This is a genomic window from Streptococcus sp. M143 (assembly GCF_000162495.1).
In the GTDB taxonomy this organism is placed as follows: domain Bacteria; phylum Bacillota; class Bacilli; order Lactobacillales; family Streptococcaceae; genus Streptococcus; species Streptococcus dentisani.
This window is the reverse complement of record NZ_GG730092.1, coordinates 1-25,448: the sequence shown is the minus strand read 5'-3', so window position 1 is coordinate 25,448 and position 25,448 is coordinate 1. Positions and strand designations below refer to the sequence as shown.

Sequence of the window (25,448 nt, the reverse complement as noted above, 5' to 3'; positions counted from 1 at the left end):
GAGAGTCTTTATCCGTCTATTTGTAAAAACTGGTCTTATCCCCCAAGCTTCTACGATATTCTTCTTCATAGTCGTAGAGAGGAGTTGGGTAATCACCGTCAAAGTAAGCGACACAGAGACCGCCATTCGGTGCATCTGTTTCAATCCCGATAGAATCAATCAAGCCATCAATCGAAAGATAGGTCAGGCTATCCGCACCAATGATTTGACAGGTTTCTTCGACCGTATGATTGGCCGCAATCAGCTCCTGACGAGTCTGGATATCAATCCCGTAGAAACATGGATAAGCTAGCGCAGGACTTCCAATAGCAACGTGAACCTCAGACGCACCTGCTTCTTTCAATAGCTGAACGATGCGACGAGAGGTTGTCCCACGAACAATGGAATCATCAATCATGACGACACGTTTGCCTTTGACAACGCCTGAAACAGCAGACAGTTTCATCCGTACTCCTTGCTCCCGCAACTCTTGAGTCGGTTGGATAAAGGTCCGTTGGGTGTATTGGTTTTTGATCAGACCCATTTCATTTGGCAGACCAGATTCTTCTGCAAATCCCATAGCTGCGCTCAGCGAGGAATTTGGCACACCGACCACGATATCCGCCTCATGCTTAAATTCACGCGCCAATTGGGCACCCATACGTTTCCGTGCCGTATGAACATTGACACCGTGGATATTGGAGTCAGGGCGGGCAAAGTAGATATACTCCATAGAGCAAATCGCGAGCTGAGTATCATTCGTATAGCTATCATACTGGATGCCATTGTCATCAATAATGACAATCTCGCCTGGTTTCACATCGCGAATCCACTCCGCACCGATTACTTCAAAAGCACAGGTTTCAGAGGAAACAACCACCGCTCCGTTTGCCATTTTCCCGATAGAAAGCGGACGGAAACCATTAGGATCAAGGGCCGCAATCAATTTATCCTCAAACAGCAAGATATAAGCAAAACCGCCTTTGACAAGACTAAGCGCCTCCTTGATTTTGCCCATCAGACTTGGATTGTGACTACGGCGAATGAGGTGGGCCAAGATTTCCGAATCGGAAGTCGAGCTGAAAATAGCACCTCTTTGTTCCAGTTCTTTCTTGAGCGACGATGCGTTGGTCAGGTTCCCATTATGGGCCAGCCCGAACTGCATGTCATGAAAACGAAAGAGAAAGGGTTGGATGTTATCCGCAGAAGCTTCCCCTGCAGTCGCATAACGCACATGCCCAATGGCAGCCGTTCCTGTCAGTTTGTCCAATTTGGTAGGATTTTTGAAAACTTCTGATAGAAGCCCCATATCACGATGGCGCTTCAATTTCCCTTGGTCATTGGAGAGGATCCCTGCCCCCTCCTGACCACGGTGCTGAAGACTATGGAGCCCAAAATAGGTCAATTTGGCAGCATCTGGATGTCCCCAGATACCGAAAACACCACATTCTTCATTAAGAGATTTTACTTCGTATGTCATTTTTTATACCTTTTATTTCCCTGTGAAATAACGCACAGCTGACGCGAACAGGTGCTGGTCTTTATTTCCTGGGATGTTTTGGAAGAGACCGTCTTCATAACGTTCTGAGTGGCCCATCTTACCGATGATTTGACCGTTCTTGCTGGTAATTCCTTCGATGGCATTGACTGAACCGTTCGGATTGTACTTAGAGTCCATACTTGGTTTGCCGTCAAAGTCAACGTATTGGCTAAAGATTTGACCATTGTCACGGAGCTCTGCAAATTCCTCAGCCGTCACAACAAACTTCCCTTCACCGTGCGAAACAGGAATAGCATGGATATCGCCCACTTGCACTCCATTCAACCATGGTGAGTTGGTATTGGCAATCCGAGTTTCCACCATCTTGGCCACGTGTTGGTTGGCATCATTGTAGAAGAGGGTTGGGCTAGTACTGCTGGCATCCTCAAAGTTTCCATATGGAAGCAGACCTGATTTTACAAGGGCTTGGAATCCATTACAGATACCGATAATCAAGCCACCACGAGCAATAAAGCTATCAATTGCTGCACGTACTTTTTCATTGAGCAAGATGTTGACAATAAACTTAGCTGATCCATCTGGTTCGTCCGCAGCTGAGAAGCCACCTGCAAAGAAGAGGATATTGGCCTTGCCGATGTTGTCAACCATGGTCTCAACTGACTTGACAATAGCTTCTTCATTCAAGGTCACGAATGGCACCAAGTTGACCTCTGCACCTTCTTTTTCAAATGCCTTGGCTGAATCATATTCCGAGTTGGTTCCTGGGAAGACTGGGATGTAAACCACAGGTTTTTCAATAGTTTCCTTGGCTTTGATGACTGCGTCAGAAGCGACAGCTGGAACTTCGTCCAGTTCTTTGGCTTGTGCAAATTCTGTTGGGTAAACTTCTTCCAGTTTCCCTTGGAAGGCACTGTCAAGTTTGTGTCCATCTAGCTTCACACCGTTGACAAGGAGTGTAAAGTCTGCGCTTGTTTGTCCAATCTTCTCTACTCCAGCAATTTCTTCAGGAGATGTGAAGACAAATCCGCCCAATTGAGCTGTCAAAGCTGTTTCAAGTTCAGGCAAGATCACCTCTGCACCGATATGGTTCCCAAAGGTAGCAAGAGCCAAGCTTTCAACGACACCACCATATTTGACAGCTGATGCAGATGTTACTTTGTGAGCCTTTTGAATGGCTTCAAACTGAGCAAAATTAGACTTAATAAGTTCAAAATCAATCTCTGCAGAGAGTGCTTGACCTGGAATGTAGTAGATGTTTTCACCAGCAGATTTGAACTCAGGAGAGAGCACCTTACGGCTATCTGCCGTCGTCACCCCAAAGGCAACCAAGGTTGGTGGTACGGTTAATTCTTCAAAGGTACCAGACATAGAGTCCTTACCACCGATAGATGGCAAGCCAAGTTGGATTTGTGCTTCGATAGAGCCTAGGAGAGCTGCTACTGGCTGACCGAAACGCTCTGCTTGCTTGTCCATGCGTTCGAAATACTCTTGGTAAGAGAAGCGAGCCTTGGACCAGTTTGCACCAGCAGCAACCAAACGAGCGGTTGCTTCGATAACCGCATAGGCGGCACCGTGGTATGGAGACCATTCTGCCACATAAGGGTTGAAACCTTGTGCCATGACAGACGCAGTATGCGTCACACCGTGCTGAACTGGCAATTTTTGCACAGATGCCTCAGTTGGTGTGAGTTGGTAGCGACCACCAAGTGGGTGATTGACCGTTGAACGACCGACCGAACAGTCAAAGATAGTTTGTAAACCTTTTTGACTCGCATGGTTGAGATCAGATAGAACCGCAAGGGTATCAGCTTCAAGTGTTTCAGCAGATGTTTGACGTTCTTCTGGGAGTTTGACATCCTTGTCCACAACCTTGGCATCGACAACAACACGCACACCGTTTGTATCAAGGAAACGACGTTCCAAGTCAACAATGATTTCACCATTCCAGTGCATGACTAGATTTGGTTTTTCAGTCACTGTCGCCACAACAACCGCGTCAATATTTTCTTTATTACATTCGGCAACGAAGGCATCCACATCTTCAGGACGAACCACGACCGCCATCCGTTCTTGTGATTCAGAGATAGCAATTTCTGTACCGTTCAATCCTTGGTATTTAAGAGGAACCTTGTTGAGGTCGATTTCAAGACCATCTGCCAATTCACCAATGGCCACACAGACACCACCTGCTCCAAAGTCATTAGACTTCTTGATAAGACGAGTGACATCGCCATTACGGAAAAGGCGTTGGATCTTGCGCTCTTCGATGGCATTCCCTTTTTGAACCTCAGCACCGGCAGTCTCTACAGACTCAACTGTTTGAACCTTAGAAGATCCCGTTGCACCACCGACACCATCACGTCCAGTCTTACCACCGAGCAAGATAATCACATCGCCGGCTTCCGGTTTTTCACGGACTACATTTTCCTTAGGAGCAGCACCGACAACGGCACCCAACTCCATGCGTTTAGCTACAAAGCCTGGGTGGAAATACTCACGAACGTAGGTCGTTGCAAGACCAATCTGGTTACCATACGAAGAATAACCGTGAGCCGCTGTTTTAGAAATGACCTGTTGTGGCAATTTCCCAGCACGCGTTTCTGAAATCGGCGCTGTAATGTCACCAGCACCTGAGATACGCATGGCTTGGTAAACGTAGGAACGACCTGACAATGGGTCACGAATAGCCCCACCGATACAAGTAGCCGCGCCACCAAATGGTTCAATTTCCGTTGGGTGATTGTGGGTTTCGTTTTTGAACATAAGAAGCCAAGGTTCCTTGACACCATCAACGTCCACTTCGATTTCAACCGAGCATGCATTGATTTCGTCAGACACTTCCATATCGTCCAAACGACCATTAGCACGCTCATAACGACCGAAAATAGTTGCCATATCCATCAAGGTTTGTGGCTTTTCAGACCGACCTAGTTCCTCACGCATGGCAATATACTTGTCATAAGTCGCTTGCAATTGCTTTTGGAATTTAGAAGCTGAGAAATCAATGTGTTTCAACTCGGTCTCAAAAGTCGTGTGACGGCAGTGGTCAGACCAGTAAGTGTCCAAAACCTTGAGTTCCGTCTCAGTCGGCACGCGCCCGATTGATTTGAAATAGTCTTGGATAAAGAGCAAATCATCCACTTCCATGGCCATCCCTTGCTCGGCCTTGTAGCGAGCAAAGTCGTCTGCTGTATAGCTTTCAAAGAAAGTCAATTTAGGAATGGTCTTGTCTGACTCTGAGAATTCCTGCTTGGCAATCCCTGTCGTGATGTCCTTGAAACGAGAATCAACTGGATTGAGCAAGTAGTTCTTGACCGCCTCTAACTCAGTCGCATCAATATCTTTATTGACCAGATAAAGTTGGGCTGTATTGACCGTCACATCACTCGAACTCCCCAGCAAAAGCAAGGCTTCCTGTGACGAAGCTGCACGCTGGTCAAACTGCCCTGGCAGGCTTTCAATGGCAAAGAAAGCATAGTTAGCAAGATCCGCTTGCACAACCGCTTCGTCCAAAACATGGTCTGTCACCTGCTCAGAGAAGATGTGTTTCTCTGCAGGTGCAAACAAGTCCTCTGCCAAATCAAAGACATCATAAACTTGCACAATGCGAATACTTTTCAAAGTTGACAGTCCCAAGTTGTGCTGGAGCTCCCTTACCAAACTCTCTGACTTGACCTGAAAATCAGCCTTTTTTTCAACAAAAATACGTTTATCCATCAATTCTTATTCCTTTATTTCAGCTCTTGCAAACAGATTATTTCAATTCCTGCAATTTCTCCCAGACAACTTCATAAACATCTGTCAATTCTCCGAGACCTCTACGGAAAACATCCTTGTCCATGTGGTTGCCGTCAGCGTCCCAAAGTCGACAGTTATCTGGTGAAAATTCGTCTGCCAAGATAATCTTACCATCCTTGTCAAAACCGAACTCTAGCTTAAAGTCAATCAATTTAAGCCCAATCTCAGCAAACCAAGCCTTCAAAAGTTCATTGATACGACGCGTTTCTTCCTTCAAGTAAGCAATCTGTTGGTCATCCGCAATTTTAAGGAATTTCACATGCTCATCATTGATAAATGGATCATCCAAATCATCATTTTTATAGTAAAATTCGACAATTGGAGTCTCAAATGCGATACCTTCATCAACGCCAAAACGTTTTGAAAAGGAACCAGCCGTGTAGTTGCGGAGCACAACTTCCAAAGGAATAATCTCAACCTTTTTATTGAGCTGTTCCGTGTCCGAAAGTTTCTCCACAAAGTGAGTCGCTACACCAGCAGCATTTAACTTTTCAAAAATAAAAGATGAAATCTGATTATTCAAGACTCCCTTGCCCGCAATCTGCTCCTTCTTGACACCGTTGAAAGCAGTCGCCTGGTCTTTGTAAGTCGAAATAATGAGATTTTCATCCTCAGTTGTATAGATATCCTTGGCTTTTCCCGAATAGATCAGTTTTTTTGACATTTTAAAGTTCGCCTTTCGTATTTCTTTACTTCATTCTACTACAAAATAACGGAAATAGCAAGAATTTGCGAACGACGTCGGAGGTAGCTCTTTTTAATATTAAGAAAAACCGTAAAACCAAAACATTTTACAGTTTTAAAAGTATAATATTGCGTTAAAGACAAACATTATGCTCTGTTCAAAAATTGATCTAAGTAATATCGCAGATAACTTTTCTTTCCTGTGATTAGTGTCAAACGTCCTTCTGAACCGTAGCGAAGCTCTTCTGCTTGTTCAGGAGTCAGACTTGTCTCCGCCTCTATTTTAAAGAAATTTCCCTTTTCAGTCTTGGTGGCTGTCGCATCTATGCTGGTAATCGTAGAATCCAGGAAAATTTGGTTCTTCGCATCATTAGTTGTAGTATAGCGGACAGAGTCACCAATTTTGATTCTAGCAACATCTTTTGAACTGAGATAGGCTGTGAGTTTGGTTTTCCCTTCTTTCTCCAAGGATGGGTAGAGTTGGGCTAGCAGGGTTCCTTCTGCGACCATGGTAGAATCACTGGTCTCAGGATTGAGGTGAAGCACCCCATCCTCACTTGCTGTGATTTTCCCCTTATCTAGGAGACCTCCCTGGACTTTCTTACCCGAATCTGCTTCTAAAATTTTCTGATCCAAAAGGGTTAACTCCTGACCAACTTTGACTAGGTGCTGGGACTTGAGGGATTCAAGCTGACTAGCCAGTCCCGTTGCGTAGGCTTGTTGAGCTCCAGATCCCGCATACTGCACACGATAAGTAGCTAGACTAGACTCTAGCTGGCTAATTTGGGCATCCACCTGTGCAATAACTTGCGATTTAGCTTGCGGATCTTCTCCAGCTTGGTTTTTATAGGTCTGATAAAAAGAGTAGGCTGGATTCTGACGATCCAGTTGAGCCCCTGTTTCAATAGCCGACTTAGCTGTATTGTAGTCTCGGATTTTATCCTCTGTTTGGCTGATAAGATTGCCAATCTCGGCCTGACTCTGACTTGCTGCTGCATTTTGAGAGGAGATGCTGGCATTTTGCTGAGAAACATTACTCCTCAGACTACTAGCTTGGCTGAGATAGTCTAGAAACATCTCCTGATAACCAAACTTATCCGCCTCTGGAAATTGATCACTCCCCTCTTTCAAACTGGATTGCAAATACCCTAACTGTTTTTTTTGATCCTTAAACATCTCCAACTGATTGGCATATGCTTCAGCTTGAACAGCCTCCGCCCCTTGCTGGTACTGAACGAGGAGATCCCCTTGCTTGACTAGTTTGTTTTCTTCCAGATAATTGGCCACAATGCGTTGATTACTAGTCGACTGGATATTGGCAATAATCCGACTAGGTTCGACAGTAGCTCGGGTAGACAAACTAATCTCCTTCTCTGCAAAGACTGAAAATCCCAGTAGAAACACGAGTAGAAGAAACATGGGTAAAATCACTCGACTGGAAAAATTATGGTAACGACGATGGTAAAACTCCGCACTTTCTAAAAATTCTGGTTTCATCTTCTCCTCTTTCTAACTATTCACCAAATGGGCGTAAAAGCCATCTCGAGCCAGCAAATCAGCATGATTGCCTTCTTCGACAATCTTACCCTGATCCAAGACAACAACCTTCTCTGTCCGCTCAGCAATGGTCAAGCGGTGGGCGATGAAAATCAGGGTCTTGTCTAAAGCCATGAGATTATCGACAATTCGCTTCTCCGTCAAAATATCCAGACTGCTGGTCGCCTCGTCCAATATCAGAACAGGCGCATCCGTTAAAAGAGCACGCGCCAAAGCGATTCGTTGTCGTTGCCCCCCAGAAATACCAGCTCCGTCCGAAGTCAACTCTGTCTGGTAATTCAATGGCATCCGCTCAATATCTTCCCGAATCTCAGCTAACTCGACTGCTCGCAGAACATCCTCCTGTGTCGTCCCTTCTTTGGCTCCAAGGAGAAGATTCTCCAAAATCGTTCCGTTAAAGACATAGGGCTGTTGAGGCAGATAGTTGATGTACTGGCGCAAGGCTTTTTTATCAATCTGATTGAGATTGACACCACCCAGACTAATCTCTCCCTGACTTGGATCGTAGAAATTAACCATCATCTTGGCCAATGTGGTCTTTCCTGACCCCGAAACCCCCACAAAAGCCACCTTAGAACCTTGCGGAATCGTCAAATTGATATCCGACAAGACGTCACGACCATAGCCATACTTATAGTGGACTTTCTTAAAGGTCATATCCCCTTTCATCATGCTCAAATCTTCGACTGTTTTCTTCTCCTCAAACTCCGAAGCTACCAGATAGACCTCGTTCAGACGGTTATTGGCAACCTGCGCTGTCTGAAGTTTGGTTTGCAGATTGATGATATTTTCCAAAGGATTGGTAAAGTAAACAAGCAAAGTATTATAGGTAATCAACTGTCCCAAACTCATTTTCCCATCCATGACGAGCACTGCTCCCATCCAGAGAACGGCAACATTGAGCAGGAGCTGGGCAACTTTTTTCAGAGCCTTTTGCTGGCTTTCTGCCCGACTATAGGTAAAAGATTTTTTCAAATAAGTTACAAATTCCTTATCAATCTTTTGATAGCGCGAACTCTCACTGGTCAACGACTTAATGGTCTCAATACCGTTGATGTCCTCGATGATAGAAGAAGACAGGACCGCATTGGCTTCCATAGTATCCAGATTCATCTTTTCAAAAGGCTTCATAAAGGCAAAGATAATCACTGTATAGATGGGAAGCGCAAGTAGACTAATGAAAAAGAGCGTTATATTTTGTGAAAACAAGACAAGCGAGATAATCAAAATCGTCGACACATCTAGGAAAATCGAAAGAATGGTCGAAGCTAGCGCGTCAATGATACTGTTAGCATCCGTGAAACGAGACACGATTTCCCCTGTCCTGCGTGTCGCAAAAAAGGACATTGGCAGCTGAAAAACATGCTTGATGTAGGACAAAATCACATCAATTGACAGGCGTTGCCCAAGGATTAGTAGGAGGTACTCCTGGGCATAGGACAAAATCTGCTGGAGGATATAGACGATGACCAAACCAATAGAGATGATACCCAGCGTCGAACGCATCTGATCTGGCACATAGGTATCAATGATAGACTGCAGATAATAAGAACCCACAATGTTAATCAGGGTTACCAAGAGTGTCGCTAGTACGATATTGGTAATTAACCCACGCTGTTTGAATAAGATGGGCAAGAAGGATAGGAGCCCCTGTTTTTTCTCCTTATGAGGTTTATAGTCTGGAGATGGCGCCATAAAGAGACTGACCCCTGTCCACTCTTGCGCAAATCGCTCACGGGAAATCTTGGTCAGCTTGACACCAGGATCTGGATCAGCGATATGGATGGTCTTCTTATCCTGACCTGTCACCACATAGTAGTGGAGCAATTTCCCTTCCTTGAGCACATGCGCTACAAAAGGAAAGGTCAAATCTGGCAAGTCAAAGAGCGTCATATCCGCCTTGATAGCCCGTGTTTCAAAACTAAGTTCCTCTGCTACCTTTACAAGACCCAAAGCAGTCGTCCCATCCATGGTCGTTTTGGCCAACTCTCGTAGATGAGCCAAGGAGTAATAACTACCGTAGTAGCCAAATACCATAGCCAAGGAAGCCACGCCGCAATCCATCTGATCCACCTGAGGGCGATAGTGTCTTTTCCCAAATTTCATATCCATCTCCTTTTTTCTAACAATCTCTTAAAAACTTTGTAAGATTATTTTAACCAAACGAAGAAGAAATCGGAAAATTATTTCTGAAAAAACAATATTCATACCTGAACAGCACTTTTTGTCAAAGAAAATAGGCAGAACAAGAGTCCTGCCTAGAACATTCAATTACACAGATTTCTTACCTTTCCCACTTCTTTTGTGAATGGTGTATAAAACGATAAAAGCAAACACAGGGGGCACGAGATAACTACTTTCACTCATTGTTACCTGAAATCCAAGAGTTGCTAGTATCGTAAAGACGAAAATATTCATTAAAAATAGAAAAACAAATACTAAACAATAGCCTAAAACCTTCTTCATTTCTTTTCTCCAACTTTCCTAATTTCTATACCTATTTTATCAAAAAATACATGTAAAACTCCAAATAAACACCTCAACTGGCACCTTTTGGGCAAAAAATAGGCAGAACAAGTGTCCTACCTACTAAAAATATGGTATAAAAGGAAATTGACTTTTTACTGTCACCCTGGGCAAGTTTGGAACAAATAAATCATTGATAGTAACATTTACGACATCCTATTTATTACTACAATTTCTAATGTCCCTACTATTTCTAAGCCACCTCTGGTGTTATCTATTCCTAGTCAGAATAGATAACACCATTCTAAATTACGATTTTTTTAAACTCCAATGTGATGCATTCTTAAATCTTACCTTACCCATTTTTAGCGCAGAATAATAAGTCATTCTTAATCTCTCACTCTACTTGCTTTTTATTAACCTTATATCCTACATAAAACAACCCAAGCAGAATCGGATAGGTTTCTGGATAAAACAAGGTATTGATCGGATTTTTCAAAATCAAATACGTGGCGATGTAGATAATGAGTTATACAGTAAAATATCCCTCAGCAAATCCTAATAAGATTTTTTTCATGGTGGACTCCTATTTACCTGATAAGAAAGGCGGAAAAACTCCGCCATTTACATGCATAAAATCCTTTTCATTCAGATTCATCATTTATAGTTTTGATTATCTTTTGACAAATCTTTGCAAAAAATACCAAAATAGCCCGAAGCAAGTAAACCAACTACAGTCCATTGCCAATCAAAGGATACTAATGAACCTGTACGAATCACATGAAACGCGAGATTAAGAGCTATTGCCAACAAAGGAAGTATAGTGGCTAGTTTAGGTAACAATGTATTGAGATTAAGGTTGTGACTGTTCATAATCTAACGCCCACGACGAGCCAAATCTGAACCAAATTTGTAACCAGCGTTAAAAATTTGTACGGCAGCGTTCAATACTCCTGCAATCCCAACTGCTTCAGCAAGGCCAAATCCTCCTTTTGTTCCGATTAATTCATCATCAGATAATTGATAAAATTGCTCCAAGTTCATATTCATAGTTACTCCTTTGTGTTATATTTTACTGCTATGTAAATAATTAAAATGAGTATTGGATAGGTAAATACTTCTGAAATCTCCATAAAATTCACACTATACTTTCCTGACAATATTTTATAGTCAATTAAAATTTGAATGATAGTGAAAATAATACGTAGAGATAAAAATATCCCTAATAATATCACTTCTTTTTTTAAAAACATACGAATGCCTCTCCAGCTACAATCTGACTAAGGTCTATTCGCGTAATACCCCAGTGCTGCTCCACCAGCAAAAAGCGCTGTCGCTCCACCTACCACTGCTGCACCTACTTTCCAAATAGACACTCCAGCGATTACAAGAGGAAGTGCTCCCCCATCCACATCCATCAACTCTTCTTCTGTAAGAGCTACAAAGTTTTGTTCCATTTTGTCAAAATTTGTCATCTTTTTCCTCCTTTATTTCTATTTTTTAGTTTACGACTTCTAGCTCTTAAACCATTTTAAAAACCAGATTGGGTAAATTACTGAAATCATTTTCTTCTCTCCTTCCTTTTCTTCTCACTTATCTATTCGAGCAGTGATTTAAAATGAACAGGTAAATTTCATTTATTTTAAATACCATTTGATAAACCATGGCAATAAGATTGGTAAATACATCGCGTAGTCTCCTTTCTTTTCTTCTTACCTATCTATTCGAAAAACAATTCGAAAATGAACAACTATTTTATTTTTATTTTAAAAACCACTTAATGAACCATGGATACAAGATTGGCATGTACATGAACTATCCTCCTTTTTTCTGTCTCATCTCTATATTCGCAATTTCTACAAAAAAGTTTAACGTTTTTCTTTTTTCTGCAAACAAAAAAACAACATGACTTGCATGTTGCTTTTTGCTATATCTTACCTTTAATAGTTCCGACCACATCTGCCACACTTTGAAGTTGGTCAATTTCCTCATCGCTGATCTCGATACCAAATTCATCTTCTAACGTCAGGACGAACTCCATCAAGTCTACTGAGTCTGCATCTAGGTCGTCTTTCAAACTCAAGGCTTCTGTCACGACAAAGTCTTCTCCCTGTCGCTCTTGGATAATGGTTACAACACGGTCAAAAATTTCTTTTTCTGTCATCTTTTTATTCTCCTGAAAATTCACGCGCAGTTTGAGCAACTACGTCTGTTTCGAGCATGGTACGAATCTGGCGAATCGTACTGTACACAGCTTTGGCATCACTTGAGCCATGGGTCTTTACAACTGGCGCTTTGACACCAAACAAGACCGCTCCACCAACATCTGAATAGTTGAGTTGCTTTTTCAAACCTTTGAGGCTATCTTTGAGAAGGAGAGCACCAAGTTTTGCTCGAAGTCCACCACCTGTGATAGCTGTCTTAAGCAAGTCCATGATACCCATGGCTGTCCCTTCAATGGATTTGAGAACAGCGTTTCCCGTGAAACCATCTGTTACGACAACATCCGCAACGCCATTCATCAGATCACGCGCTTCCACGTTTCCGACAAAGTTCAAACTTTCATCAGCTACTAGCAAGTCGTATGTTTCCTTACGAAGCGGATCTCCCTTGCTGCTTTCTGTTCCATTGTTGAGCAAACCAACACGTGGTTTCGAAATCCCACGAACATTTTTCGCATAGAAGGAACCTAGGACAGCGTATTGGTGCAGATGATGGGCTGTATTTTCTGCATTGGCTCCAAGGTCTAGCATGTCAAACCCTTTTCCATCAATGGTCGGCAAGGTCGACATGAGTCCTGGACGATCGATATTTTTGATACGACCCACAATAAAGAATCCTGCAGCCAACAAGGCACCTGTGTTCCCAGCTGAGAGGACAGCGTCTGCTTCTCCCTCTTTAACTGCCTTGGCTGCTAATACCATGCTGGCATTTTTCTTCTTACGGATTGCTTTTGTCGGCTCATCGTCTGAGTTGATTTTCTCATCCGTATGGATAATGCTGACGCGCTCTGTCGCCGTTAGATATTGCTTAATCTTGCTTTCATCTCCGTAGAGTTGAATCTCAATATCTGAAAAGTCAGCAAGGGCTTGATTGACCCCCTCAACGATGGCTTGAGGTGCGTAATCGCCCCCCATAGCATCTACTGCGATTTTTTTCATTTGTCTTCCTCTTTTAGTAATTGTCCCCAGTCTGCTAGGGAATCAATAAATTTCTTTGATTTTAGGTGAATCCCAACATACTCTTCGTAGATTTGGTCTATAAACTTGCGCAAGTCTTGCTTGATTTCAGGCTTGAGCGAAATGGTCTCTAAGGTCTCAAAATCAATGGCTTGAAATTGATTGAGCAGATAAGGGATATTGGGATTTAGATGACAACGTCTCTCATCTTCATGATAATGCTCTGGGCAAAGGCAGGCTCCGTATTTGAAAGAAAAATCAAAGGCCTGACCGACCCGATGGCAAAAGACACACTCGTTAAAATTAAGGCTAAGCCCAAATCGAGTCAAGATTTGAATTTCAAAAATATTGGTCAATACTTGATAATCCAAGCCCTCTTCCATCAACTCCAAAGTCTTTTGCAAAAAAGCAAACAAGGGAGCATCCTGCTGATTATCCTGTAAACTAGCATCTGCAAGAGCAGCCACATAGGTTGCATAAGCCATGACAAAAAGATCACTATTAATCTTGGGAAAGGTCATCACCTCATGGTAGTCCTCGATGTAGCTAAGGCCGTCATCATTGATTCGCAAGAGAAATCGTGCTAACACCAAGGGCTGAATAACCGGAGCTAGTTTGGACTGGCCAGCGTGTTTGACGAAAAACATGCGCTTGCCTGCCTGCTCGGTAAAAATTTTGACTAGCTTGTCATCTTCACGAAAGTTACGATTGTAGAGCACCAAGCCTTGACTCGTGATAGACTGAATCATGCTTCTCTCATGTACTCCTCAAGTCGTTTCATGGCCTCTCTGATCGTTTCTATGCTGGCTGCATAGGACAGACGCACATAGCCTTCTCCGTAGCGTCCAAAGGCTGCACCAGGGATAAAGGCAACGGCCTTCTTATAGGCAAAATCCTTCAGAAAAGCAAAGGAATCTTGATTGTAACCCGCTGGAATCTTAGCAAAGATATAGAAGGCACCATCTGGTTTGATAATCTCAAAACCAAGAGCAGTCATCTTTTCGATGATATAATCTCGACGCTGGATGTATTCCTTCTTCATAGGCTCCGAATCGTTTTTACCAGCGGTCAAGGCTTCCACTGCAGCATGTTGAGCCATGGTATTTGCGGCAGTGACCAAGTACTGGTGACTCTTGATCAACTGAGCTGTGAAAGTTGCAGGAGCAAAGATAAAGCCTAAACGCCAACCTGTCATAGCATGCGATTTAGACAAGCCATTGATAATAATAGCCTGGTCTCTCAGCATAGTTCCCAGAGATACATGGGCTTCGCCTGTATAGGTTAATTCTGAGTAAACCTCATCACAGATAACAAAAATCTCATACTTGCGTAAAACAGCTGCCAAAGCCTCCAACTGCTCTCGACTATAAGTAATCCCTGTCGGATTGGCTGGATAATTAAGAATGACTGCTTTGAGCTTGTCGCCTTGCTCCAAAATTGCCTTTCCCAACATTTCAGGAGTCAAGACAAAACCATTTTCAGTTGTATCAATCTCGACAATCTCTGCCCCAACTAGATTGACAATCGGCTCATATCCTGGATAGGCAGGAGCTGGCAAGAGAACCTTATCCCCCTCTTCCAAAATAGCCGTCAAAGTAGCAGATAAAGCCTCTGTCGCCCCAATTGTAACCAAAATTTCATTTTCAGGATTATAATCTAGCTGGTATTTTTCTTTTACAAAGTCGCTAGCAGCCTGGCGCAAGGTCAGTAAACCGCTCATCCCTGTATAGTAGGATTGGTTCTGATCAATGGCTCGCTTGGCTGCCTCCTTGATATGATCTGGCGTTGTAAAATCAGGTTCCCCCAAGGTCAAACGCAAGACCCCAGGAATCTCTGAAATTGCCTGGTCAAACTGGCGAATCAAGGAAACTTGAATCTTGTCTAACTGTTTATTAAAGCGCTTGGTTAAGTCCATAGATATCCCCCTTGCTTACAGAACATAGTACTATTATACTACAAAAGCTCCCTGACCGCAAAATCCATCTGAAACCCGCATTTTTCACTTTCTGTTTTACTTTTCTTCTCGACAGGAGTATAATAATAAATGCTTATTTTCGGAGGTTTATATGTCATTTTTATCAAAAAATGGAGCAGGCATCTTTGCCTGCCTTCTCATTTCTATCGTATCTTGGTTCCTGGGAGGATTTTTCCCCGTCGTGGGTGCACCTGTCTTTGCAATTTTTGCTGGAATGCTCCTCCACCCCTGGCTCTCACCCTACCAACAACTAGACGCAGGTTTGACCTTTAGTTCCAAGAAATTACTTCAATATGCCGTTATTTTGCTCGGTTTTGGTCTCAATATCTCGCAAGTCTTCGCAGTTGGGCAATCTTCACTCCCTGTTATCCTCTCCACCATTTCAATAGCCCTGATTATTGCCTACCTCTTCCAGCGCTTCTTTGCACTGGATACAAAACTGGCTATCTTGGTTGGAGTGGGATCTTCTATCTGTGGTGGCTCTGCCATTGCTGCGACAGCACCCGTTATCCATGCCAAGGAAAAAGAAGTTGCCCAAGCCATTTCCGTTATCTTTTTCTTCAATGTCTTGGCTGCGCTCATCTTTCCAACTCTAGGAACCTGGCTTCACCTATCCAATGAAGGATTCGCCCTCTTTGCAGGAACCGCAGTCAACGATACTTCTTCTGTAACGGCCACCGCCAGCGCCTGGGACAGTCTTTATCAGACCAATACCCTTGAGTCTGCAACTATTGTTAAACTCACGCGCACCCTTGCCATTATTCCTATCACGCTCTTTCTCTCCTATTGGCAAAGCCGCCAACAAAAAAATAGCCAAGATTTCCAACTAAAAAAGGTCTTCCCACTTTTTATCCTTTACTTTATCCTGGCTTCTCTCTTAACGACTTTTCTCACCTCTCTCGGTGTGTCTAGTAGTTTCTTCACCCCTCTCAAACAACTCTCCAAATTTCTCATTATCATGGCTATGAGTGCCATTGGTCTCAAAACCAATCTCATTGCCATGGTTAGATCCAGTGGCAAATCCATTCTTCTTGGAGCCCTTTGCTGGATTGCCATCATCCTCACCAGCCTTGGGATGCAGGCATTGATTGGTATTTTCTAACACAAAAGGTAGCCTACTGGCTACCTTTTTATTTTTCAAGAATTAAACGTGTATGTTCTCTCTTAATACAGCGATTCATCACGATGTCATCGCATCCTCCAGCACGCAAGATTTCTTCCGCTTCTAGGCTTTCAAGTCCCAGTTGTGCCCAGAAAATCTTAGCATCAGCCTTGAGAAAATCACGCGCCACATCTGGTAAAAACTCGCTACGTCGGTATACATTGACAATGTCCACAGGAAAAGGAATCTCAGCTAGGCTTGCATAGGCCTTTTCTCCCAAGATTTCCCCACCTGCAGCCTTGGGATTAACTGGAATGATTTTATAGCCCCGAGCCTGCATTTCCTTAGTCACTCGATTACTAGTTGTTTCTTCACGATCGGACAAGCCCACTACTGCTAACGTTTTACTGGTTGTAAGATACTGACGAATCACACCATCACTTGGATTGATAAATTCTTGGCTCATAGAAATCCTCCTTTATCATCAGTATAGCATATTTTGAAAAGGCTTGCAGATTTTGACTACAAAAAATCTCCTATCAAGAAAAGAAACCTGCTAGGAGAACGATCTATTTCAAGTGAAAGTTTAGATTTTTTTCTCAATACTAAATAATGGAGAAAGAGGACGTTTTTCGTGGATACGAATAATAGCATCGCCCAGAAGATGAGCAATCGAAATTTGTTCAATCTTATCAATCAAACGCTCTTCTGGTAGGTAGATAGTATCCAAAACAACCAATTTCTTAATAGCTGATTTTTGAATATTATCCATAGCTGGCCCTGAAAGAACTGGGTGCGTACAGCTTGCATAAACTTCAACAGCACCTGCTTCAGCAAGAGCGTCTGCCGCATGACAAATAGTTCCAGCTGTATCGATCATATCGTCAATCAAGATACAAGTCTTACCTTCTACCTTACCAATGATGTTCATCACTTCACTGGTATTCATCTTGTCTACACTACGGCGTTTGTCAATAATCGCAATCGGAGTTTTCAAAAACTCTGCCAACTTACGAGCACGAGTCACCCCACCATGGTCTGGACTGACAACCACGTAGTCAGAGCCAACCATGCCACGGCGTTCAAAATAGTCCGCAATCAATGGAGCACCCATCAAGTGATCTACAGGAATATCAAAGAATCCCTGAATCTGTGCAGCGTGCAAATCAATCGTCAACAAACGATCCACTCCGGCCACTTCTAGCATATTTGCAACGAGTTTTGAAGTGATTGGCTCACGCGCGCGCGCCTTTCTATCCTGACGTGCATATCCATAGTAAGGCATGACAACGTTGACAGATTCTGCACTAGCACGCTTCAATGCGTCCACCATAATCAAAATTTCAAGTAAATTATCATTTACAGGTGAACTAGTTGATTGTAGGATAAAGACGTGTTTTCCACGGATTGATTCTTCGATGTTGACCTGAATCTCCCCATCTGAAAATTGGCGAACAGTCGATTTCCCCAACTCTATCCCAATTTCTTGCGCCACACGCTCTGCCAATTCTCTATTAGAAGAAAGGGCAAACAGCTTTAAATCAGAAAAAGACATGATTTCCTCCGGTATTTATGTATCACTTGTTTTTTACACAACATTTTCCATTTACCATTGTAGCGCTTTTTCCTTTATTTTTCAATCAAAAATAAAACAAGGGCAAACATTTATACCCTTGTTTTTACTATTTTATATTAGCTATATTAAAATTAAAATCACTACATTTTAACAATCGATTTTATGCTAGGATGAAATTTTTTCGAGACAAAGTTAGTATACTTCTCTCATACTTCCTGTATCCACATCATAGACAGCACCTGAAATAACCACATCATCAGGAATCAGTGGAGATTCTCGAAGCAATTGCATATCCTCTCTCACACTCTCTTCAACATCCTGGAATGGTAAAAAATCTTGATCAGACACATCAACTCCGAGCTCGTGTTTCAAATGTTCATGAAAACTTTCATTTTGAAAGGTTTGAGCTCCACAGTCTGTATGGTGAAGCACCACAATCTCTCTAGTCCCCATTTGTTGCTGGGAAATCACCAGCGAACGAATCATGTCCTCAGTTACTCGACCACCCGCATTCCGTAGGATATGGGCATCCCCAAGGGCCAAACCTAGAGCTTGCGCAACGTGCAGACGTGAGTCCATACAGGTCACGATAGCTACTCTGGTTTTGGGTTTAAGTGGCAGATTTAACTGCCCATGTAGAGCAACATAAGCCTGATTGGCTTGCATAAACTGTTCAAAATACGACACGATTCCCTCCTCAAAAATTTGATAATCAAATATTTCTCCTATCTTATCATTTTTAAGAGGATTTGTCACGGATTATGCAAAGACCTTTTTCAAAACTTCCTGAATCGTCGTCACACCAATGACTTCAATTTCCTTGGGTGGAGTAATTCCTGTCAAGGAATTCTTAGGTACATAAATCTTAGTAAAGCCTAGTTTTGCCGCTTCATTTATGCGTTGTTCGATACGATTCACGCGTCGAATCTCTCCCGTCAAGCCCAGTTCACCTACAAAACATTCCTGAGGATTGGTAGGCTTGTCTTTGTAGCTCGAAGCAATGGCAACCGCAACAGCCAAGTCAATCGCAGGTTCATCCAATTTGACGCCACCAGCAGATTTGAGATAAGCATCCTGATTTTGCAAGAGAAGCCCTGCTCGTTTTTCCAAAACAGCCATAATCAGACTCGCACGATTGAAGTCAAGACCTGTCGTAGTACGCTTGGCATTCCCAAACATGGTCGGTGTTACCAAAGCCTGTACCTCCGCCAAAATCGGACGGGTCCCTTCCATGGTCACAACGATTGACGAGCCAGTAGCCCCATCCAAACGCTCCTCTAGGAAAACTTGACTCGGATTGAGCACCTCAACCAATCCACCTGACTGCATCTCAAAGATGCCAATCTCATTAGTGGAACCAAAACGGTTTTTGACTGCTCTCAGGATACGGAAGGTATGGTGGCGCTCCCCTTCAAAGTAAAGTACCGTATCTACCATGTGCTCCAACATACGCGGACCAGCCAAGGTTCCTTCCTTAGTCACATGCCCTACGATAAAAATGGCAATGTTATTAGTCTTAGCCAGTTGCATAAGCTCAGCCGTCACCTCACGCACCTGAGACACAGACCCCTGCACCCCTGAAATCTCAGGAGACATAATAGTCTGGATGGAGTCAATAATGAGGAAGTCTGGCTGAATTCTTTCTACTTCTACGCGAACACTCTGCATATTGGTCTCTGCATAGAGATAAAACTCACTATCAATATCTCCCAAGCGCTCTGCCCGTAACTTAATCTGCTGAGCAGACTCCTCCCCACTGACATAGAGAACGGTCCCTACTTGAGACAACTGGGTCGAGACCTGTAGGAGAAGGGTTGATTTCCCAATCCCTGGATCCCCACCGATGAGAACAAGACTTCCGGGTACTACTCCGCCTCCAAGCACACGGTTGAATTCCTCCATCTCGGTCTTTGTTCGATTGACATTGATTGAAGTCACCTCAGCCAGTTTCATGGGCTTGGTTTTCTCCCCTGTCAAGGATACACGCGCATTCTTGACCTCGGCAACCTCAACCTCTTCTACAAAAGAAGACCAAGACCCACAGTTGGGACAACGTCCCAGATATTTAGGGGAATTATACCCACAATTTTGACATACAAATGTCGCTTTTTTCTTTGCGATAATAAACCTCTTTCTAAATCTCTATCTCACACTCAATCACTTGGCAAAAATCAATCTTCTCATTTGGCACAAATTGACGTATGAGCATTCGATGAGCGACAACTACCACAGTCTGATGTTCTCGATACTTAACCATGCATTCTAGAAAACGAGACTTCATCTCCGCAGCTGTCTCATATTGAATAGAACTATTAGGAAGCAACTCCCCCTTGCTTTCTAAAAACAGACATCTAGCTCTTTCAAAGTTCTCTATACCTGTTTCATAAACCTGCCATTCGTGTAACAAAGGCTCCACCCTCAAAGGAAGGCCAGTAGCACAAGATACATAAAAAGCCGTTTCTAAAGCTCTCGTTACTGCTGAGGTCACTAGTAGATTAGCCGATTGTAGCAAAGGATTTTGGCAAAGTTCCTGAGCTTGTTGTCGTCCCTTCTCAGATAAGGGGGCCAAGTCCATTCCAAAACCTGTATAAAAACGCTCTTCTAGTTCATGATAATCTGGCTCCCCGTGACGCACAAAGATGATTTTCATCCTAGTGTCCAGTCGATCCAAATCCACCAGTTCGCACGCCGTCTGCCTCATCTCCGTCTGCAATCAAAAATGGTGCAAAGACAGCCTGAACCACACGTTCCCCAACTTCAAGAACCACTTCCTGGTCCGTAATATTTTTCATCTGAGCAAAGATATGTCCCTCATTCCCAGGATTGCCATAATAATCCCCATCAATAACGCCAACTGAGTTGATCAAGACCAATCCCTTCTTACGAGGGTTTGAAGAACGGTCATAGAGATAGAGTACTTCTGTCGGCTGCATATAAGCCTTGACTCCTGTTGGGACGAGAACAATCTCTCCCGGAGCAATCACAGTGCGTTCCGCAACCTTTAAGTCATAGCCAGCTGCATGAGCTGTCTCACGCTTGGGTAATAAATTTTCATCTGTAAAACTCGAAACCAATTCAAAACCACGAATTTTCATATTTTTCTCTTTTCTATTATCATTTATTCTAGGCTATTTTATCTTATTTATTCGAAAAAAGCACGAAAAAAGAGCACACAATTCACATCGCTTAGGGCTGCTGGATTCCTCCCCTGACCCGCTTCACGCAGAACTGTTGCTCCACTATTTATTATACCACATTCCCCTCTGTTTTTAAAGAGAAATTATTTTTTCCGTCGATTTCGGAAAAAGTCCTGCATAATCGCTGCACACTCACTCTCCAAAACTCCCGTTTCTACCTCTACACGATGATTGAGACGCTCATCTGTCAAAATATCGTACAAACTACCAGCAGCACCAAATTTCTGGTTTTTAGCCCCATAAACTACATTTGGAATACGGGCAAGTCCAATCGCCCCACTACACATAACACAAGGCTCAATGGTCACAAACAACGTACAATCAAGCAGACGCCAACTCTCTTCACTTGCATTCGCATTTTCTATGGCCATGATTTCTGCATGCATAACCGCCCGTTGCAACTCCTCGCGCGCATTATGCCCCCGACCAATGATTTCTCCATTCTTGACAATGACACAACCAATTGGAATTTCATCGTGTTCTAGGGCAATCTCAGCCTCTCTCAAAGCCTCTCTCATAAAAGCTTCTTTTTCTTCAACTGTATAATCCATAGTTTCTCTCTTTTCCTGCTTATCAATTCTATCATTATAGCATGTTTTCCTAGACAAAAAAAGAGCTCTATAATATTTACACTGACTAACTTTAGATAGTATCAAATCGCTGGATTGTAGAAATAATGTTTTAAAAAGAGTATAATATTAACAAAATTGATAGAAAATCAGAAATCATGAACTTAAAATAATGGGGATAACTGACATAGAAAGTTCAAGAGATGAATATACTGATATTTATACAATAAACAATATGAAAGGGTAAATGATGAAATTAGAGTTATTACTGGATAAACCAAAATTTACCTTAATGTTTCCATATAAAAATCAATTTAATAGAGCAGGGGGACCATTCATGATATCTTTATCTGTTATGATTCTCTGGATTCTAAAGCATCTGATATCTTATAATACCGATTTTACAGACAAGATTATTATAGCAATTGTACTGATTTATGTTCCACTTTTTCTATGGTTTATGGGGTATTATCTCTTCATAAATGGAGTAAAATTAGAAGTTCATAAAAACAATACTGTTCAGTATTATACCTATAGTAGCAGAGGCCTCAGCGTATTACATTATCAATTTAAACTTCAAGATATCGAACAAATAACCATTAAAAAACGTCCCTTTAATTGTGCAAAGTTAACCATGAAAATTAGAAATCCTATTTTTTTAGAAGGATATGAGAAAAATCTAAATAAGCTAATAAGTGTCAGTATTATCACAGATAAACTGAAAGCAGATGTTTTTATGCACGAAATGAACCAAATTCAAAATGACAAATCAGGAAACCAAGTTATCAAATAAGCTAATTTACAAAAAATTTAATTTTATCTAACTTATAAACTCTAAAGAAAATAGTTCACTGAAGAGGCTGGGATCAAAAATCCCAACCTCATTTTTGCTTAGTTGTAAACCTATAATTTATTAGTAGATTGAACTGTTTGTTGGTATTTTAGAATTCAAAAAGCTACTTTTACCAAAACTTCTTTTCTCCATTCACAACATTAACCAATTTACTCAAATGTTGAAATCTTACAGATATAGGTTTACCAAATCGAGACTTGGTCTAGAGATTTCTATCCCACTGTTTTTTTTCTTTATCTTAAAAAGTCATGTAGAAGCCTATATAGGACTTATGAACTAAAAAAGCCACCGAATGCGGTGACTTAATAGGGAGATTATTATGAAAAAGAAAAGTTTAGGATATTTGTTACAACAAGTTAGGAGGTCTTCTTGTAACTGTCTATAGTATACCCGACCTGTCTTAAATAAATCTTAAAAATTTTCTTAAGACCAAACACTTTCTAAAATATTGGTTTGTTCACGACCAGGACCTACTGAGAATGTCGAAATACGAACGCCAACCAATTCACTCACACGACGAACATAGTTACGCGCATTCTCAGGAAGATCTTCCAAATTACGAACTCCTGTGATGTCTTCTGACCACCCTGGCAATTCTTCGTAGATAGGTTTGCAACGTTTCAACTGTTCAAGACTAGCTGGGTAGTGGTCGATACGTTGACCATCGAGATCATAGGCCACACAGATTTTCACAGTATCCAAACCGCTCAAAACATCGATAGAGTTCAATGAAAGATTGGTAATACCAGATACACGACGGCTGTGACGCATCACAACTGAGTCAAACCAACCCACACGACGTGGACGGCCAGTTGTTGTACCATACTCATGACCTACTTCACGAATGCGATCTCCCACTTCATCAAATAATTCAGTTGGGAAAGGTCCATCACCTACACGACTTGTATAGGCTTTACAAACACCTACAACCTTGTCAATCTTACTTGGACCAACACCAGACCCAATTGTCACACCACCAGCAACAGGGTTTGAAGAAGTAACAAATGGATAAGTACCTTGGTCAATATCCAACATGACACCTTGCGCACCTTCAAAAAGCACACGTTTGCCGTTATCAAGCGCATCGTTCAAAATAACAGATGTATCTGTCACATACTGCTTAATTTGTTGGCCATACTCATAGTACTCTTCAAAAATATCATCAATTGAAATAGGAGTACTGTCATACAATTTTTCAAACAGACGATTCTTCTCCGCAAGATTGCGTTCCAAGCGTTCACGGAAAATATCCTTATCCAAAAGATCTGCAATACGAATCCCGACACGAGCAGCTTTGTCCATATATGCTGGACCAATTCCCTTTATTGTAGTACCAATCTTATTATCACCCTTAGCTTCTTCTTGCAAGCGATCCAACTCAATGTGGTAAGGCAAAATAACATGCGCACGATCAGAGATACGTAGATTATCTGTTGTAACACCTTCTTCATGCAGATAAGACAATTCTTTCACAAGTGATTTAGGGTTTACAACCATACCGTTTCCAATAACTGAAATTTTTTCAGGGAAGAAAATTCCAGATGGAATCAAGTGCAACTTAAATTTCTTGCCATCAATCACAATTGTGTGACCAGCATTATCACCACCTTGGTAACGAGCAATCACCTCTGCATTAGCTGAAAGAAAATCTGTAATTTTCCCTTTACCTTCATCGCCCCATTGGGTACCTACAACAACAACTGAAGTCATAATCTTGTCTGAGCCGCTAGGCTCTTCCTTTCTCATATACATGGCAGGAGTCTCACCTGCAATTATATCTTACAATTTATTATAAGAAAAAAAGACCATTTTATCAAGAAGAAACACTGGAAAAGATTTGGAATTTCTGTAAATAACAAAATTCAAAACCTTAAAAATTAAACAAAATCCTACAAAATATAAAATCAATACAGATTATTGTTCGTGATAAATGATATATGAACGTCACTAGTTTAGAGTAGTACCTTCTAGCAAGAATTTATCTAGATACAAGCGATAGGCCGTCTGAAAATGATATAAACAAAACTCTTTATCGCTTTTAATTCTAAATCTTATCAAATAATAAAGTAAAAAACGAAGATGAAGTGATTCCCACTCAGCAGAACTCTGGCATAAAGAAGCATATTCTTGTTCAACTAGTTTCAAAAAGACAAATGCTCGTTCATAAAATTTTTGAAGCATATAAAAAATTCCTTTCTTATTATTAACACTAGTCTAACAGAAAAACGAACTAAAAAAGCTTCAAATCCTATAAAAGAAGAATTTAAAGCTAAACTAACTAAAAATAAAATATAAAGGTAATTATAGATGCCAAAATTAAGTTTTGAATTTTGAGAAGTTTACTTCATTTATAAAATCATGACCACCCGTCAAACGGATGGTTTGCACCAGGGCTATAAGCCTAAATTACCAGCCAGCGCCTAAAGACGCTGGATAATTTTTTTAATCTTGAATATATTTCTTAATTGTAGCTTCATTAAGTCCCACTGTACTCACGTAGTAACCTTCTGCCCAAAAATGCCGGTTGCCAAACTTATACTTGAGATTAGCGTGTTTGTCAAACATCATGAGTGCACTTTTGCCTTTTAAATAACCCATGAAACTTGAAACACTTATCCTTGATGGATATTTCTCCCAAACTACTTCGATATTAATTATAAATGATTTTTCGTCTATACTTAGGGGTGAACACAATGTGATATTTACACATCCACTTTGTGTGTGATAAACTATGTGCCTTTTGTGCCATATTTTCTCCTTTCGCTTTACAATTGGCTTGAACACCTTTATTGTATCGCGTTTGGAGTTTTTTTGTATAACCTTCGACGCGCACCCGCATAGCGGGTGGTTTATTTGTCTCGCACCTAACGGAGCGAGACGGACTAATAGTCACATAATAAAAAAGAACACCAGTGGTGTTCTTTTTTATCTGACTCCGCCAGTAGGACTCGAACCTACGACATCATGATTAACAGTCATGCGCTACTACCAACTGAGCTATGGCGGATAAAA

At 41.8% G+C, this 25,448-nt stretch carries 24 protein-coding genes, 1 tRNA gene, 1 other RNA gene and 2 pseudogenes; 2 read left to right on the top strand and 26 right to left on the bottom strand.

Annotated features, from left to right (window positions below):
* Window positions 1-16: 16 nt before the first annotated feature.
* From purF to HMPREF0850_RS03575, 14 genes and pseudogenes are all read right to left on the bottom strand, one after another.
* Entirely contained in the window at window positions 17-1,459 is a 1,443-nt protein-coding gene (gene purF / locus HMPREF0850_RS03635; RefSeq protein WP_000220609.1) for an amidophosphoribosyltransferase, read from the bottom strand.
* 12 nt (window positions 1,460-1,471) lie between these two features.
* A complete protein-coding gene (locus HMPREF0850_RS03630) occupies window positions 1,472-5,197 on the bottom strand; it encodes a phosphoribosylformylglycinamidine synthase (RefSeq protein ID WP_000361226.1) in 3,726 nt (1,241 codons plus the stop codon).
* 37 nt (window positions 5,198-5,234) lie between these two features.
* Window positions 5,235-5,942 (bottom strand): phosphoribosylaminoimidazolesuccinocarboxamide synthase, encoded by a 708-nt coding sequence (purC, locus tag HMPREF0850_RS03625; RefSeq protein ID WP_000038498.1) that lies wholly within the window; start codon window positions 5,940-5,942, stop codon window positions 5,235-5,237.
* 167 nt (window positions 5,943-6,109) lie between these two features.
* Window positions 6,110-7,459, bottom strand: a complete 1,350-nt coding sequence (comB, locus tag HMPREF0850_RS03620; protein ID WP_000801571.1) for a competence pheromone export protein ComB — start codon at window positions 7,457-7,459, stop codon at window positions 6,110-6,112.
* Between the two features lie 12 nt (window positions 7,460-7,471).
* On the bottom strand, window positions 7,472-9,625 hold the full coding sequence (gene comA, locus HMPREF0850_RS03615; RefSeq protein WP_000668326.1) for a peptide cleavage/export ABC transporter ComA: 2,154 nt from the start codon (window positions 9,623-9,625) through the stop codon (window positions 7,472-7,474).
* 165 nt (window positions 9,626-9,790) lie between these two features.
* Window positions 9,791-9,985 carry a hypothetical protein gene (locus HMPREF0850_RS13070; protein WP_000756557.1) on the bottom strand — a complete coding sequence of 65 codons (195 nt, stop codon included), beginning with the start codon at window positions 9,983-9,985 and terminating at the stop codon, window positions 9,791-9,793.
* Window positions 9,986-10,382: 397 nt separating this feature from the next.
* A pseudogene (locus HMPREF0850_RS13065) lies at window positions 10,383-10,562 on the bottom strand (hypothetical protein).
* Between the two features lie 80 nt (window positions 10,563-10,642).
* On the bottom strand, window positions 10,643-10,858 hold the full coding sequence (locus HMPREF0850_RS13240; protein ID WP_009013797.1) for a hypothetical protein: 216 nt from the start codon (window positions 10,856-10,858) through the stop codon (window positions 10,643-10,645).
* 3 nt (window positions 10,859-10,861) lie between these two features.
* Entirely contained in the window at window positions 10,862-11,035 is a 174-nt protein-coding gene (locus tag HMPREF0850_RS03605) for a hypothetical protein (RefSeq protein WP_001056923.1), read from the bottom strand.
* Window positions 11,036-11,265: 230 nt separating this feature from the next.
* The gene (locus HMPREF0850_RS03595; RefSeq protein ID WP_000180816.1) at window positions 11,266-11,460 is read right to left on the bottom strand and encodes a class IIb bacteriocin, lactobin A/cerein 7B family; all 195 of its coding nucleotides are present in this window, start codon (window positions 11,458-11,460) and stop codon (window positions 11,266-11,268) included.
* Window positions 11,461-11,912: 452 nt separating this feature from the next.
* Entirely contained in the window at window positions 11,913-12,149 is a 237-nt protein-coding gene (locus HMPREF0850_RS03590) for an acyl carrier protein (protein WP_000136453.1), read from the bottom strand.
* A gap of 4 nt (window positions 12,150-12,153) precedes the next feature.
* Window positions 12,154-13,146 (bottom strand): phosphate acyltransferase PlsX, encoded by a 993-nt coding sequence (plsX, locus tag HMPREF0850_RS03585; RefSeq protein WP_000717430.1) that lies wholly within the window; start codon window positions 13,144-13,146, stop codon window positions 12,154-12,156.
* Window positions 13,143-13,913: a DNA repair protein RecO gene (recO, locus tag HMPREF0850_RS03580; RefSeq protein WP_000616139.1), complete on the bottom strand. Its 771-nt coding sequence runs from the start codon at window positions 13,911-13,913 to the stop codon at window positions 13,143-13,145. Before recO ends, plsX begins: the two co-directional genes overlap by 4 nt.
* Entirely contained in the window at window positions 13,910-15,079 is a 1,170-nt protein-coding gene (locus HMPREF0850_RS03575; protein WP_000366331.1) for a pyridoxal phosphate-dependent aminotransferase, read from the bottom strand. Before HMPREF0850_RS03575 ends, recO begins: the two co-directional genes overlap by 4 nt.
* Window positions 15,080-15,230: 151 nt before the next feature.
* Between HMPREF0850_RS03575 and HMPREF0850_RS03570 the strand changes: the two genes are divergently transcribed.
* A complete protein-coding gene (locus HMPREF0850_RS03570; RefSeq protein ID WP_000009122.1) occupies window positions 15,231-16,241 on the top strand; it encodes a YeiH family protein in 1,011 nt (336 codons plus the stop codon).
* Window positions 16,242-16,269: 28 nt separating this feature from the next.
* Here the strand turns inward: HMPREF0850_RS03570 and HMPREF0850_RS03565 are convergent, their stop codons facing one another.
* From HMPREF0850_RS03565 to tadA, 8 genes are all read right to left on the bottom strand, one after another.
* A complete protein-coding gene (locus HMPREF0850_RS03565) occupies window positions 16,270-16,707 on the bottom strand; it encodes a CoA-binding protein (protein ID WP_000076498.1) in 438 nt (145 codons plus the stop codon).
* A gap of 120 nt (window positions 16,708-16,827) precedes the next feature.
* Complete coding sequence (locus HMPREF0850_RS03560) at window positions 16,828-17,796, bottom strand: ribose-phosphate diphosphokinase (RefSeq protein WP_000010181.1); 969 nt, start codon at window positions 17,794-17,796, stop codon at window positions 16,828-16,830.
* Window positions 17,797-18,009: 213 nt separating this feature from the next.
* On the bottom strand, window positions 18,010-18,504 hold the full coding sequence (locus tag HMPREF0850_RS03555; RefSeq protein ID WP_002876632.1) for a beta-class carbonic anhydrase: 495 nt from the start codon (window positions 18,502-18,504) through the stop codon (window positions 18,010-18,012).
* A gap of 72 nt (window positions 18,505-18,576) precedes the next feature.
* Entirely contained in the window at window positions 18,577-19,938 is a 1,362-nt protein-coding gene (gene radA / locus HMPREF0850_RS03550) for a DNA repair protein RadA (protein WP_083791277.1), read from the bottom strand.
* Between the two features lie 13 nt (window positions 19,939-19,951).
* Window positions 19,952-20,467: a histidine phosphatase family protein gene (locus HMPREF0850_RS03545; protein ID WP_000691232.1), complete on the bottom strand. Its 516-nt coding sequence runs from the start codon at window positions 20,465-20,467 to the stop codon at window positions 19,952-19,954.
* 1 nt (window position 20,468) lies between these two features.
* Window positions 20,469-20,912, bottom strand: a complete 444-nt coding sequence (locus tag HMPREF0850_RS03540; RefSeq protein WP_000701981.1) for a dUTP diphosphatase — start codon at window positions 20,910-20,912, stop codon at window positions 20,469-20,471.
* 59 nt (window positions 20,913-20,971) lie between these two features.
* Window positions 20,972-21,065: signal recognition particle sRNA small type (gene ffs, locus HMPREF0850_RS12625), an RNA gene on the bottom strand.
* Window positions 21,066-21,097: 32 nt separating this feature from the next.
* Window positions 21,098-21,565: a tRNA adenosine(34) deaminase TadA gene (gene tadA / locus HMPREF0850_RS03535; RefSeq protein ID WP_000386762.1), complete on the bottom strand. Its 468-nt coding sequence runs from the start codon at window positions 21,563-21,565 to the stop codon at window positions 21,098-21,100.
* A gap of 265 nt (window positions 21,566-21,830) precedes the next feature.
* Between tadA and HMPREF0850_RS03530 the strand changes: the two genes are divergently transcribed.
* On the top strand, window positions 21,831-22,376 hold the full coding sequence (locus HMPREF0850_RS03530) for a hypothetical protein (protein ID WP_000976886.1): 546 nt from the start codon (window positions 21,831-21,833) through the stop codon (window positions 22,374-22,376).
* A gap of 483 nt (window positions 22,377-22,859) precedes the next feature.
* On the opposite strand, the gene HMPREF0850_RS03525 is transcribed toward HMPREF0850_RS03530, so the two are convergent.
* The 4 genes and pseudogenes from HMPREF0850_RS03525 to HMPREF0850_RS03515 form a co-directional block, all read right to left on the bottom strand.
* Window positions 22,860-24,146, bottom strand: a complete 1,287-nt coding sequence (locus HMPREF0850_RS03525) for an adenylosuccinate synthase (RefSeq protein WP_025168358.1) — start codon at window positions 24,144-24,146, stop codon at window positions 22,860-22,862.
* Between the two features lie 237 nt (window positions 24,147-24,383).
* A complete protein-coding gene (comW, locus tag HMPREF0850_RS13060; RefSeq protein WP_000939517.1) occupies window positions 24,384-24,617 on the bottom strand; it encodes a sigma(X)-activator ComW in 234 nt (77 codons plus the stop codon).
* 264 nt (window positions 24,618-24,881) lie between these two features.
* A pseudogene (tnpA, locus tag HMPREF0850_RS03520) lies at window positions 24,882-25,185 on the bottom strand (IS200/IS605 family transposase); the annotation flags it as partial.
* Between the two features lie 184 nt (window positions 25,186-25,369).
* A tRNA-Asn gene (locus HMPREF0850_RS03515) sits at window positions 25,370-25,443 on the bottom strand.
* Between the last annotated feature and the right edge of the window lie 5 nt (window positions 25,444-25,448).

Coding starts and splice junctions, on each gene's coding strand:
- HMPREF0850_RS03565 (WP_000076498.1), bottom strand. CDS start 16,707: ATGAGCCAAGAATTTATCAATCCAAGTGATGGTGTGATTCGTCAGTAT.
- HMPREF0850_RS03540 (WP_000701981.1), bottom strand. CDS start 20,912: ATGAAAATTCGTGGTTTTGAATTGGTTTCGAGTTTTACAGATGAAAAT.
- purC (WP_000038498.1), bottom strand. CDS start 5,942: ATGTCAAAAAAACTGATCTATTCGGGAAAAGCCAAGGATATCTATACA.
- HMPREF0850_RS03595 (WP_000180816.1), bottom strand. CDS start 11,460: ATGACAAATTTTGACAAAATGGAACAAAACTTTGTAGCTCTTACAGAA.
- HMPREF0850_RS13240 (WP_009013797.1), bottom strand. CDS start 10,858: ATGAACAGTCACAACCTTAATCTCAATACATTGTTACCTAAACTAGCC.
- purF (WP_000220609.1), bottom strand. CDS start 1,459: ATGACATACGAAGTAAAATCTCTTAATGAAGAATGTGGTGTTTTCGGT.
- comB (WP_000801571.1), bottom strand. CDS start 7,459: ATGAAACCAGAATTTTTAGAAAGTGCGGAGTTTTACCATCGTCGTTAC.
- HMPREF0850_RS03630 (WP_000361226.1), bottom strand. CDS start 5,197: ATGGATAAACGTATTTTTGTTGAAAAAAAGGCTGATTTTCAGGTCAAG.
- HMPREF0850_RS03525 (WP_025168358.1), bottom strand. CDS start 24,146: ATGACTTCAGTTGTTGTTGTAGGTACCCAATGGGGCGATGAAGGTAAA.
- HMPREF0850_RS03590 (WP_000136453.1), bottom strand. CDS start 12,149: ATGACAGAAAAAGAAATTTTTGACCGTGTTGTAACCATTATCCAAGAG.
- comW (WP_000939517.1), bottom strand. CDS start 24,617: ATGCTTCAAAAATTTTATGAACGAGCATTTGTCTTTTTGAAACTAGTT.
- comA (WP_000668326.1), bottom strand. CDS start 9,625: ATGAAATTTGGGAAAAGACACTATCGCCCTCAGGTGGATCAGATGGAT.
- plsX (WP_000717430.1), bottom strand. CDS start 13,146: ATGAAAAAAATCGCAGTAGATGCTATGGGGGGCGATTACGCACCTCAA.
- HMPREF0850_RS03570 (WP_000009122.1), top strand. CDS start 15,231: ATGTCATTTTTATCAAAAAATGGAGCAGGCATCTTTGCCTGCCTTCTC.
- tadA (WP_000386762.1), bottom strand. CDS start 21,565: ATGGATTATACAGTTGAAGAAAAAGAAGCTTTTATGAGAGAGGCTTTG.
- HMPREF0850_RS03560 (WP_000010181.1), bottom strand. CDS start 17,796: ATGTCTTTTTCTGATTTAAAGCTGTTTGCCCTTTCTTCTAATAGAGAA.
- HMPREF0850_RS13070 (WP_000756557.1), bottom strand. CDS start 9,985: ATGAAGAAGGTTTTAGGCTATTGTTTAGTATTTGTTTTTCTATTTTTA.
- recO (WP_000616139.1), bottom strand. CDS start 13,913: ATGATTCAGTCTATCACGAGTCAAGGCTTGGTGCTCTACAATCGTAAC.
- HMPREF0850_RS03545 (WP_000691232.1), bottom strand. CDS start 20,467: ATGAAAATCATCTTTGTGCGTCACGGGGAGCCAGATTATCATGAACTA.
- HMPREF0850_RS03575 (WP_000366331.1), bottom strand. CDS start 15,079: ATGGACTTAACCAAGCGCTTTAATAAACAGTTAGACAAGATTCAAGTT.
- HMPREF0850_RS03605 (WP_001056923.1), bottom strand. CDS start 11,035: ATGAATATGAACTTGGAGCAATTTTATCAATTATCTGATGATGAATTA.
- HMPREF0850_RS03530 (WP_000976886.1), top strand. CDS start 21,831: ATGATGAAATTAGAGTTATTACTGGATAAACCAAAATTTACCTTAATG.